The sequence below is a fragment of the Frankia sp. Allo2 genome, from assembly GCF_000733325.1.
Taxonomy (GTDB): Bacteria; Actinomycetota; Actinomycetes; order Frankiales; family Frankiaceae; genus Frankia; species Frankia casuarinae.
On sequence record NZ_JPHT01000045.1, the window covers coordinates 14,918 to 26,395 of the forward strand.

The 11,478-nt window shown below is 67.4% G+C and carries 11 protein-coding genes and 1 pseudogene; 11 read left to right on the forward strand and 1 reads right to left on the reverse strand.

Annotation, left to right across the window (positions count from 1 at the left end; translation table 11 throughout):
- A partial coding sequence (locus ALLO2_RS20280) for an ATP-binding protein (RefSeq protein ID WP_035734190.1) occupies positions 1 to 1,317 on the forward strand: 1,317 nt, incomplete at its 5' end.
- A gap of 207 nt (positions 1,318 to 1,524) precedes the next feature.
- Positions 1,525 to 2,028, forward strand: coding sequence for a hypothetical protein (locus ALLO2_RS28410; RefSeq protein WP_175455969.1), 504 nt, complete (start codon positions 1,525 to 1,527; stop codon positions 2,026 to 2,028).
- Between the two features lie 144 nt (positions 2,029 to 2,172).
- Here the strand turns inward: ALLO2_RS28410 and ALLO2_RS20290 are convergent, their stop codons facing one another.
- A complete protein-coding gene (locus tag ALLO2_RS20290; RefSeq protein WP_023841573.1) occupies positions 2,173 to 3,606 on the reverse strand; it encodes an NAD(P)/FAD-dependent oxidoreductase in 1,434 nt (477 codons plus the stop codon).
- A gap of 485 nt (positions 3,607 to 4,091) precedes the next feature.
- On the opposite strand from ALLO2_RS20290, the gene ALLO2_RS20295 reads away from it, so the two are divergent.
- The 9 genes and pseudogenes from ALLO2_RS20295 to ALLO2_RS20335 form a co-directional block, all read left to right on the forward strand.
- Positions 4,092 to 4,988, forward strand: a complete 897-nt coding sequence (locus ALLO2_RS20295) for a membrane protein (RefSeq protein WP_035734193.1) — start codon at positions 4,092 to 4,094, stop codon at positions 4,986 to 4,988.
- A 228-nt stretch (positions 4,989 to 5,216) separates the two neighbouring features.
- On the forward strand, positions 5,217 to 5,855 hold the full coding sequence (locus ALLO2_RS20300; protein WP_035734195.1) for a hypothetical protein: 639 nt from the start codon (positions 5,217 to 5,219) through the stop codon (positions 5,853 to 5,855).
- Between the two features lie 106 nt (positions 5,856 to 5,961).
- A complete protein-coding gene (locus ALLO2_RS20305; RefSeq protein ID WP_023841574.1) occupies positions 5,962 to 6,675 on the forward strand; it encodes a YcnI family protein in 714 nt (237 codons plus the stop codon).
- A 5-nt stretch (positions 6,676 to 6,680) separates the two neighbouring features.
- Positions 6,681 to 8,360, forward strand: coding sequence for a CopD family protein (locus tag ALLO2_RS20310; RefSeq protein WP_035734197.1), 1,680 nt, complete (start codon positions 6,681 to 6,683; stop codon positions 8,358 to 8,360).
- Positions 8,361 to 8,579: 219 nt separating this feature from the next.
- Positions 8,580 to 9,392 carry a ferritin-like domain-containing protein gene (locus ALLO2_RS20315; RefSeq protein WP_011438535.1) on the forward strand — a complete coding sequence of 271 codons (813 nt, stop codon included), beginning with the start codon at positions 8,580 to 8,582 and terminating at the stop codon, positions 9,390 to 9,392.
- Between the two features lie 133 nt (positions 9,393 to 9,525).
- On the forward strand, positions 9,526 to 10,191 hold the full coding sequence (locus tag ALLO2_RS20320; protein WP_023841575.1) for a PaaI family thioesterase: 666 nt from the start codon (positions 9,526 to 9,528) through the stop codon (positions 10,189 to 10,191).
- Positions 10,192 to 10,244: 53 nt separating this feature from the next.
- Positions 10,245 to 10,502, forward strand: a complete 258-nt coding sequence (locus ALLO2_RS20325; protein WP_011438533.1) for an acyl carrier protein — start codon at positions 10,245 to 10,247, stop codon at positions 10,500 to 10,502.
- Between the two features lie 16 nt (positions 10,503 to 10,518).
- A pseudogene (locus tag ALLO2_RS20330) lies at positions 10,519 to 11,115 on the forward strand (acyl-ACP desaturase); the annotation flags it as partial.
- 68 nt (positions 11,116 to 11,183) lie between these two features.
- Positions 11,184 to 11,478 (forward strand): helix-turn-helix domain-containing protein (locus ALLO2_RS20335; RefSeq protein WP_035734211.1); only part of this gene is annotated, 295 nt, incomplete at its 3' end.

The following is an 11,478-nucleotide window of genomic DNA, read 5'->3' on the forward strand; positions in this document are numbered from 1 at the left end:
ATCAGTCTCAGCCCGCTGGAGACCGAGGAGGGAATACTCGTCTCCGCGGCGGTCCGGGACGTCACCGACCGCCTCGAAGCCCAGGCCGAGGGGGAACGGTTGCGCGTCGAGGCGCAACGCCGCAACTTCGAGGCCCAGCTCCACCAGTCCCAGCGGTTGGAAAGCCTCGGCCAGCTCGCCGGCGGGGTGGCGCACGACTTCAACAACCTCCTCGGCGTCGTCATCAACTATGCCTCGTTCGTCGCCGAGGAGGTCGCCCAGGCTGCCGCCACACAGACCGCGGGCGGACGGTGGAGCGACGTGCTGCGCGACATCGAACAGATCCAACGCGCCGCCGACCGCGCCACCGCCCTCACCCACCAGCTCCTCACCTTCGGCCGCCGCGAAACCGTGCAGCCCCGGGTACTCGACCTCAACCAGGTCGTCACCGACCTGGAGAACCTGCTGCACCGCACCCTGGGCGAACACATCGAGCTGCACATTCATCTGCAACCCGAGCTGTGGCCCATCCTGGCCGACCCCGGCCAGATCGAACAGGTCCTGACCAACCTTGCCGTCAACGCCCGCGACGCCATGCCCGACGGCGGCGTGCTGACCATCGACACCGCCAACATCACGATCGATCCGGACTACGCGGGCGAACGCCCGGGCGTGAAAGCCGGCCCGCATGCCCGGATCCGCGTCTCCGACAGCGGCACCGGCATGCCCCCGGAGGTCCTTGCCCGGGTCTTCGAACCGTTCTTCACCACGAAACCCAAGGGGGAAGGCTCCGGCCTCGGCCTCGCCACCGTCTACGGGATCATCAGCCAGGCCGGCGGAAACACCGACATCTACTCCGAACCCGGGGTTGGCACCACCATTCGCTGCCTGCTCCCCGCCACCGCCGCCATCACCACGGACGCCGCCGGTCAGCCGGACACCACGACCGGCACTCCAGCACACGCGGGCGAGACCGTCCTGCTCGTCGAGGACCAGCCCGCCATCCTCGAGGTCACCCGCCGCCTGCTTGCCCGCAACGGCTACCAGGTCCTCACCGCTACCTCCGCCGACGAGGCCCTCCCCCTCGCAGCCGACCNCCCCGGCCCCATCCNCCTGCTGCTGACCGACGTCATCATGCCGCGCCTGCAGGGCAAGGAACTCGCCAGCCGGATCCGCNCCNCCCGCCCCGAAATCCGGGTGCTCTACATGTCCGGCTACGCCCACCCGGTCCTCGCCACCCAGGGGAAACTTGATCCCGGTGTCATCCTGCTCGAAAAGCCCTTCTCCGAACGGGTCCTGCTCGCCAAAGTCCGAGATGCCCTCAACTCTTCGACCTGACCAAGAATCAACCAGGACCCACCTCAACGGCCGGGATATTTCCTTTCTTCCCCGTTGATAAGAAATATCCGTCAGCCGGCGCTTTCGTCGTCGCTTGTCCTGCCGCGTGGCCCTGGCCGCGGATGGTGGTTTCTGCGGTTGACAGTCTCTGCCCGCGTCATAGGCTCAGCCGTGGGACGGATGCCCGACCGGGGTAGAGTGATGATAATGAATCAGCAGGAAGCGCAGCAGGTGGAGCGCGTGCTGCGGCAGAACTGGCAGCAGATCCGATACCAGATCCTTGACCAGTTCGCCGAGGTAAACTCGTCGGACCTGGACGCAGCCTCGAGCGTTGACGACCTTGTTCAGCGCATCGCCGACAGGTCGCACTACAGCGACAGGTATGTAGAAAGCAGGATACGCGAGCTGGTGGGTGTTGCGGCGGGCGCCGGCACCGGNCCGGCGGCGCAACCCACCGCCGCGGCGGCGGCCACAGCCGAGCAGGCCCCAGCGCCAGCCGCGGCCGAGCAGCCGGGGGCCGGGGGCCAAGCGGAGCAGTCCGTGGCCGAGCAGGCCGGGGCGGAGCAGGCCGGGGCGGAGCAGGCCGGGGCGGAGCAGGCCGGGCAGCGGTTCGGCGGGCAGCAGCCGTTTACCGCGGGCCAAGCGGAGCAGGCCGGGGCGGAGCAGGCCGGGCAGCGGTTCGGCGGGCAGCAGCCGTTCGCCGGGGCGTAGCCGCCGAGGCAGACCGGAGGGTGGGGCGCCGTCCAACGATGGAAAGCACCCCACCCTCGGGATGTCCGCGGTAGAGGAGTACTCGAAGGCGCCTTCGAGTGGCTGGGGGTGCTTTCCTACCCGGGATCCGCCGCCCGTCATTCCTCAGTGCCCGACGGCGGCAGTGCCCGACGGCGGCCGACTCCGTGTCGGTGGATCGGCATCGGCCCACGCAGGCGGGCGCGACAGGTCGTCGGTCGGAGCCGGCGGGTCCGCCACCCACCGTTCGACTCGGGTGCGGACCTCGTCAGCGAGGAGGAACTCGGGCCGGATCAAGCCCAGCGCCCGGTAGAATTCGCCCGCGACGTAAGCGTCGTCGACGGCGGTGGCGCGCACCATGCCCAGGTATTGTGCGCCCGCCCGCTCTTCGGGTGTCGGGGCGGGCATATTACGGCTTTCCGTCACGGGAAAGACCAGGTCGGATGCGGTCGCGGCCTGCCAGGCGAACGAGGTGACGGCCATGACGTCGTCGTGGAGACGCTCGACGGCCGTGTCCAGATCGTCCGCCTGACGCAGGCGGTCGCGCAAGGCCACCGCCTGCAGGACGGCCGCGGTCATGCCTTGGCCGTACACCGGGTTGTATACGGCCACCGCGTCGCCGACCGCGATGAACCCCTGTGGCCGCCGAGCCAGCTCGTTCCAGCGGCGGAGCCGATTCACTGACATCCTCGTCGTCCTGATGTCGGTGACGGGCTCGGCACGTTGCCACATCTCGTGCAGGACGGGGGTGACGGCGGTCCGGAGAAACTCGTCGAAGCCCGCCGGGTCGCCGGGCGGGAAGTCACGGCTGGTCCCGACGGCCATGAGGCCATAGAGGTTGTTCTCCTCCGGCAGGAGGAACGCACCTCTGGTGTTGTGCGGTGCCGGTGGCGCGCACACTGCCCGTAGGTCTCCCGGTAGGGCATCCTCGGGCAAGTGGCAGTGCACGGTGGCGTAACCGAGGAACGGTTGCACCGTCGACTCCGGCGGGGCGTCGAACCCGGCGTCGGCGAGCCAGTGCGGGGAGCGAGATGCGCGGCCGCCGGCGTCCACCACAAGCTCGGCCTCGATCAGTCCGCCCAGACCGTCGAGGTCGTCGCACACGACCGCGTCTACCCGGTCGCCGCCGGCCCTGCGCAGGCCGATGGTCTCGGCGTGGCGGAACCGGACGTTCGGTAGCCGGCGGGTCAGCGTCCGGATGGTGTGCTCGGTCAGGGCCCGCGTGCCGAACACGGACCGCATGTCGGATGGCGCACGCCGGATCCAGCCTTCGGGAAAGAAGTAGGCGACGTCGCGTTGCGGGTCATACGGCGGCGCGCCCTGGTCGGTCATCGCGACCGTGAAGCCGCCGTAGAGTTCGTCGAGCGCCGATGCGCCGCCGAACAGCAGGCCGTGCAGATGAGGCGCCTGCGGGACGTTGCGCCGTTCTTCGACGGTTGTCGGCAGGGCGTCTCGGTCGAGAATGGTGACCGCGGCGAAGTGTTCGCTCAGCACGCGCGCCGCGGTNAGTCCCGCAATACCTCCGCCGACGATGACGGCATGGTCCCGCTGTACAGGCATTCCTACCTCCACTCCCGATCTTTCGATTAGGAATCGTAACAGGCGAGGGAGGTCCCGGGCGTGGAATGCCGCCCCGGCAGGAAAGATGCGCGTCCACGGCATTGCCGGTTCCGCGACGTCGGAGTTGAGGAAGCCCTCCACCACTCGCAGCGGCACGCGCAGAAGCGGGTCATCTCCGTCTGCCGGTAACCATGAAGATGATCATGGACCCGGGCCGGCCGGCCCCTGTCCAGCCGGGCGGGTCTGGTTGGAGCAGTGGGATCGATCCCGTGTGCCGGTGGCGGGTTCCTGGCGGGATATAGTGGCTTTTTCTGTGCTAAGTGAGGCCGCTCGACGTCGGGACACTGCCTCACACCCTCTTCACATCGGCGGGATGGCAGCGTGGGCTCGACGCAGGTCCCCGACGTGTAGCCGGGAGCCCCGTGTCCACCGTGCCTGCTCTAAACTTCCTCGATCCGGCACCCATCGAGTCAGAAAGCATATCGATGCCGCCTTCATCGCACAGTCGGACCCGCGCGCGGGAGCCCCTTGCGCCTAAAGTGCCGGAAATCACGGCTCTGTTCTGGGTGGTGAAGATTCTGACCACCGGCATGGGTGAGGCGACCGCAGACTACCTTGCGCATGTCAACTTGGTACTCGCAGCTGTCATCGGTACCGTCGGGTTCACGGTCGCGCTATGGCTGCAGTTCCGCGCCCGGCGCTATTTCGCCCCCGTCTACTGGTTCGCCGTGATGATGGTGGCGGTCTTCGGCACCATGGCCGCCGACGGCCCGCCCATCGGCCATGTCGGCTCGGCGATCTTCTATACCATGCTCCTCGCAACCGTCTTCTTTCTCTGGCGTCGCGCTGAGGGAACGCTGTCGATTCACAGCATCGTGACCCGCCGCCGGGAGACTTACTACTGGCTGGCGGTGCTCGCGACCTTCGCCCTGGGCACCGCGGCCGGCGATGTGACCGCGACCACCATGCACCTGGGCTTTCTGGCCTCGGGCATCGTGTTCACGGCGATCATCGCGGTGCCCGCGGTTGCCTGGTGGCGGTTCGGGTTGAACGAGGTCGTCGCCTTCTGGCTCGCCTACATCGTCACGCGGCCGCTCGGTGCGTCCTTCGCCGACTGGCTCGGTAAGCCTCACTCGCACAGCGGTGTCGGCTTCGGCGACGGACCGGTCAGTGGTGGCGCCACTATCATGATCGTTATATTGGTCGCCTACCTGGCCGTTACCCGCAGGGACGTCCAGCCCAATACAATTCGGTCCGCCGACCTCCTCGTTCCTGGTATGCAGCGAAGCAACACCGGAAGTAATACCGCGAGCGGCAACGCCCGGTCCGCGACGATCCCAGGCCCTGCCCGTCCGCCGGGCCAGCAGGCCCAGGTCGACTAACCCGGCCCGACCACCCCGGCCCGACCGTCATTGATCGAAGCGATCGGCGTCTCCGCTCTCGGCCGGCCATGGCTGGCGCCGAGAAGCGACTGAGCGAGCTCTCCATAAGGCCTATTACGACCCGCGGCGTACCCCCGGGGCGAAGTTCATGGTCACCCTGCCCACGAGACGCCCAGGACCGCCAGCCAGATCATCAACCCCAATCGCACGGTTCCGGGGGGTGTGGCCATGACCGCGGCGGGCATGGCAAGCTTGCTCGCTGTGGCAGCAGAGTGCGAGGTGGACAGCGGGACGGCCCGGTTGGGCCGAGCCGTCGTGTTCGCCTCGTCCTCGGTGTGTCTGGCCTGGGCCGCGCACGTCTCTGGCGGGGCGCCGCGGCCAGCCGCTGGGATCATGCTGGTTGCGGTCCTCCTCCTCACCCGGGTGGCGTTCGGGCTCGCGGACCGCGAGCGAGGAGTCGCTGCGCTGCTCGCGGGTCTGGGGGCGACGCAGATCGCCCTCCATGTCACCTTCGTACTTGCGCATCCGCACACCCACCTGGCCAGCGGTCCGAGCCTGGATGTTCCGATGACGGCGGCCCATGGCATTGCCGTGGGCTGTGTGGGGTTGATGCTTCGTCACTCCGAGCGGGCTGTGTGGTGCGCGGCCGGACTGAGGCCGCGCACCGTCGTGGCCCTGTTGCTGTATCCGGTGACCGTCGCCGTCGNTCCGCCTGTCCCACCCACCGTGAAGATCAACCTTCGGAAGCGGGTGCCGAGACCGCACGCTCGCCCCCTTGGCCGTGGCGCACGGCGCCGGGGACCACCCGCTTCCCCTTTTCCGGGGTTGACGTCACGGCGAGCGTTGATGTCACGGCGAGCCTGGTAGACGAGTTCCGCTGGCGGGCTCATCTGCCCGACGAACGACCCCGGCGCGAGCAAGGCAAGGCATCTTCAGGTGGTCCCACGCGCCGTGGGACGTTCGAAGGGATCTTATGTACCGCAACGTTCGGCGTGCCGGCATGCTTGCCGGCACTGCCGCGGCAGCGATGTTCCTCCTAGCTGGACCGGCGTCCGCCCATGTCACGGTGCAGCCGCCGACGGCTGCCGCGGGCAGCTACGCCACCTTGTCGTTCAAGGTCCCCACGGAGAAGGACACCGCGTCCACGACCGGGTTGGACGTCCAGCTTCCTACCGACACCCCGATCGCGTCCGTGTCGGTCCAGCCCAAGGCGGGGTGGACATACAAGATCACCAAAGCGGCCCCGTCGAAGCCGCTCATGACGGACGACGGAGAGGTCAAGGAGATCGTTACCAGGATTGCCTGGACGGCGCAGGGGGATGGCGGGATCAAGCCCGGGGAGTTCGACACCTTCACCGTCTCCGCCGGGCCGCTGCCCGAAAACACCGACCACATTGTGTTCAAGGCATTGCAGACCTACTCCGATGGTTCGGTCGTGCGGTGGGTCGATGTCGCCGCCCCAGGCGCCCAGGAGCCTGAGAAGCCGGCGCCGGTCCTCACGCTGACGGCATCCTCCCCGAGGTCCGGTGGGCCTGGCGCGGCCGCGGCGCGGTCGGACGAAGCCGCATCGGCCTCCGACGATTCCGACGGGACGGCGCGTGGCCTGGGGATTGCTGGCCTTGTCCTTGGCGCACTCGGGTTGTTGGCCGGTGGATTCGCGCTGATCTCTTTGCGACGGCGCGCCTAACCGTCGTGCGCCGCATCCTGGTGGTGGCCGTGACGTTCCTGGTCATGGCCACCACCTCCATCGGTTTTGGCCTCGGGGTCCCGCCGGCGTCGGCGCATGCCCTTTTGACGGGTAGCGACCCCGTGGACGGCGCGGCACTTGACGTCGCACCCACACGGGTAACCCTTGACTACAGCGAGTCAGTACGGGTCTCGCGCGATTCGATCCGGGTGCTCGATTCCGCGGGTAGGCGGGTCGATGATGGTCGTGCCGGATCTGGTCCCAAGGCGTCGCAGGCGACGGTCGCGCTCCGGCCGGGGCTGCCGAACGGCACGTACGTGGCGAGCTGGCGTGTCATCTCGGCGGATAGTCATCCTGTTTCCGGTGCGCTCGCCTTCGGTGTGGGCGGGCCGCCGGATGCCGCCGCCGCGGCGGCCTCCGGCACATCGGGCTCCTCGACGGTGGGCGTCGTCTTCGCCATGGCGAGATTTCTCGGATACGCCGCGACGGCCCTGTTGCTGGGCGTCTGTTTCTTTCTGATCGTGCTCTGGCCGACAGGTCTTCGTGCGGCCGGTCCCGGCCGGCTGTTGATGGCAGCGTGGGGATTATCCGTTTTTGCGGCATTCGCGCAGCTGCTGCTGCAGGGCCCCTACGCTGCCGGGCTCGGCCTCGGGGGACTCGGGCAGTGGTCGGTTCTGTCGACCACCCTGGCGGATCGGTTCGGTCACCTGCTGCTGATCCGTCTGCTCGCTCTGGCTTTGATGGTGCCTCTCGTGCGGCGGCTGTTGCGAACCGGGTCGGTGGATCCGCGGGGAAACGGGGAGCTCGCCGGTCTCGGTGTCGTGGTGGCCGTGACGCTTGCCATGATCGGTCATGCCAGCGTCGGCGATCTGGCTTGGCTGGCTACCACCAGCACGACGGTGCATGTGATCGCCATGTCGGTGTGGATCGGTGGTCTGGTGATGATTGCCGGTTTCCTGGTGCGCCGCGCATCGGCCACCGAGCTGGCGGAGATCCTTCCCCGGTGGTCGAAGATCGCGGTTGTGGCCGTTGTCGCCGTGATGGTCAGCGGGGTCTTCCAGGGCTGGCGTGAGGTCGGCCCGCCACGGGCCCTGATTGATACCAGCTATGGTCGACTGCTGGTGTACAAGGTGTGGTTGGTCCTTGGAATGATCGCTCTCGGCGCTCTGGCGCGGCGGTGGGTCCGCCGGCAGTACAGAACGAACAGAAATCAGCCGGCCGGCCGGCCGGACCGCTCGTCGCATGCCGTTCTGCTTGCCGGGCTGCGCCGGGGTGTCATGGCGGAAATCGTGCTCGGGGCTGTCGTGCTGGGGATCACGGCTGGGTTGGTGAACATGGTACCGGGACGTACCAGCTATTCACCGCCGTTCTCCGACACCACCTTCGCGGGTCCGATGACGGTGAAGGTGAGGGTCTCGCCGACGCGGGTGGGCGCCCAGACCCTGGACGTCCAGGCCACGGACCCGAGCGGCAAACCGCAGAAACTGGTGGAGGCCAGTGTGGCGTTGTCGTTGCCGGCCGCCGATCTCGGCCCCTTCACTGTTCCGCTGAGCCTGGCCGCGCCGGGCCATGCGCGGAGCGACGGGATCCGGGCGCCGTTGCCCGGTGAATGGCAACTTCGGCTCACGNTCCGAGTGAACGACTTCGACCAGTACGTGACAACCGTGTTCTACCAGGTCCGATGAAGGGACTCGTGAACGATGAAGGGCTGGTGAACGCTGGGCGGCGGTACGTGGATCGTCCGCCCGGTGCGTGGACCGTCCCGCACGGAGGCGGTAAGCGCTTCCGTGATAGCTGATCGGAATGGTTCGATTGGCGTGTGATATCAGGGTTGTAATGATCGGCCAGGCAACCCATGGTAGAGCGGCAAAGGCCTGCGAGGGAAGCTCAGAAGGAGTCCATCCATGCCGACCGCCACCGCTGACAAGTCCCATAGCTTCGATGTTTTCCAGCACTACGAGCGCCTCCAGTGGAAGGTTTCCGACCTCGGGCTGGAAAACGTCCGGAGTGACCTCGTTCATCCCGTCTACATCTCGCTTGTCAAGGGCGTTGTCATGGGCGAGGCGACGTCTCTCCCCGGGCTGCACGGTTTTCTCAGCGAGTTCCACGACGACTACGACTGCTCGGCCTTCGTGGCCATCTGGGCCTACCAGGAGCTTCAGCATCACTACGCCTTCCGGGCCTGGCTCAAGGCGGTGGGTGTCCACATCGACCAGGACAAGATCGAGGCTCTGCGTGAGCCGTACGAAGCCGGTATCACGCCGAGTGCGACCCTGACCACGAACGTGATCTCTGAGATCATCGTCAACACGGTCTACCGGGCGATGTCGGAGTGGGTGGAGGAGCCCGTGCTGGCCGACCTGTTTCTCCGCGCAAGCCGCGACGAAGCAGGGCACGCCCGCGAGTTCCTCTTCTACTTGAAGCGTCGTCTGGAACTCCACCCGCACGAGCTGAGGTCAGTCCTGGAAAGGATTCATTTCTACGTTACGAGCCCGCGGCTCAACCACCCGGTCGGTGTCTACAAGCATCAGCGCGTCGAGGAGATGCAGGGGCACGAGACCGTCGACGACGTGATCGATGTCTATCTCCAGTTCTCTCCGCCGGATGCGCTGGAAAAGCTCCAGGCCAAGCTCCGGCGCATGCTCGGAACGGCGGTCGGCCGGGACCTGAGCCGAAACTCCGGCATCCGCCACGCGATGGCCGAAATAGTGGCCTGAGGCATCGAATCTGAGAACGTCGTTCCCAGACCCGATCGGATGCGGGGGCGACGCGCGACGACGGCGGCGCCCCGGATCACGTGCGACGCCGTCGGCAGGGCGCGCCGTGACCAATTCTCTGCCGGAGGAACCGATGCACATTCACCCGACCGCTCCCTCCCAATCCTCGGCCGACGAGGAATACCTGCCGGTGCCTTGGGCGGTCCTGGAGAGCTACCGCTGCTTCGGCTGCTCACCGCACAACGCAAACGGCCTGCGCCTCCGCTTCGCCTTCCGTCCCGACGGGATCGCCACCCGCTTCAGGCTGGACCGCACTCACGAGTCGTACCCGGGGGTCGTGCACGGCGGTCTCATCGGAGTCATCTGCGACGAAACCATGGGAAACCTGATCGTTCTGCGAACAGGCCTCACCTCCTTCACCACCGGGATGCGGCTGCGGTACGTCACCGCGATGCGGGTGAACACCGACTACCAGTGCGTCGCCCGCCTACAGGCCGGCACGGCTGAGCCGGTCTCCAACCCGACGGGCGGTCCGACGGGCGGTCCGACGGGCGGTCCGACGGGCGCGGGCGGCCTGGTGCGTGCCGAGGCCGAGATCCTCGACGCCGCGGGCAGTCTGGTGGCTGCGGCGAGCGCGACCTACCGTCCGACATCGATGAACATCGCGCGGCAACGCCTGGACCTGCGACCGGACGAGTTCGACCGTGTCGCGGAAGCCATCACCGCGGCCCAGGCCGCCCAGGCTGCTAACGCTGTCCAGGCTGCTAACGCGGCCCAGGCCGTCGGCGGTCAGGGCTGAATAGTCCCTCTCACGCGCCTCAACCGACACGGCGAATGACCGAAGGAGTCATGATGACACCCTCCCGCGCCGAGATTGTCAGTACTGTCACCGCCATCCTCGCTCGCGAGCTCGGGATGTCAGCCGACGCGCTCACTCCCGACCTCGACCTGCGGGCCGTCGAAGGCGCGGACTCGGTGAAGGTTCTGGTCATGATCTCCCGCATAGAGCGCACGTACGATATCGAGATCGAGGATGAGGACGTCTTCGCCCTGAGCTCCATCAACGACGTCGTCCGTATCGTGCTCGCGGCGCTCGAGACGGCGGTCTGACAACAGGAGNATCATCGTGACCGTATCGAACACCGTTACGTCAGCTACCTCTGCTCAGGAAGCGGGGCAACGCCGTCCTGCCCGGTCCGACCGCTCTTTTGCCCGTCCGGTGCTGCCGCCGCTGCTGCCCGCCTCCGACCTGGCGGCGGCGGTCNCCGCNTTTCNCTCTGCCGGGTCCGCCGCCCGCCGCTGGGACGTCGAATCGGCCTTCCGGTGGGACGAGGCCGAGGCCGACCGGCTCACCGAAGGCCAGCGCTCAGCGGTCCGCTTCATCACCCTGATCGAGGACCATCTCCCCGGCTATTTCGACCTCTACGAGCGTGCGTTCCCGCTCAACTCCGACGTTGACCTGGAAACCTTTATCCATAACCGTGAGCTCTACCATTTCACGGTACGGTGGGCCCAGGAAGAGGACAGCCACGCCCGGGCCCTGTTCCGTTACCAGGTCGCCGCCGGTATCGCCGAACCGGAGGAACTGCGTCGGGAACTGGCGGCTGAGGGCCGTAAGAAATTCGATCTGCCACTTGACCACGCGGTCTCGTTGTTCGCCTACGCACTCGTGCAGGAGAAGGCGACGCAGCTCTATTATCAGCAGCTACAGATCTTGAATGGTCGGGGTCTGTTTGATCACATCCGGTCTGTCCGGGTATGACCCGGCCGTGTCCGACGCTTGTATCGGGCATGAGGNATGCGGATGGTGGCGGGCTTACCGCGCAGGGTCGTGCCCGTCGGGAAGTGGTCCGGGTGCAGGCGGCGGACCTGTTCGCCGCCGGGGTCGATCCGGTCGAGGTCGCCGGGCGGCTGCGGGTGAGTACGAAGTCGGCCTACCAGTGGAAACGGCTCTGGCAGGCCGGTGGCACGGCGGCGCTGGCCTCACGAGGACCCAGTGGTGCGTCATGCCGCCTGTCGGACAGTCAGCGTGACCGGCTACGGGTCGAACTGGACCGCGGTCCGGCCGCGCACGGCTGGCCCGACC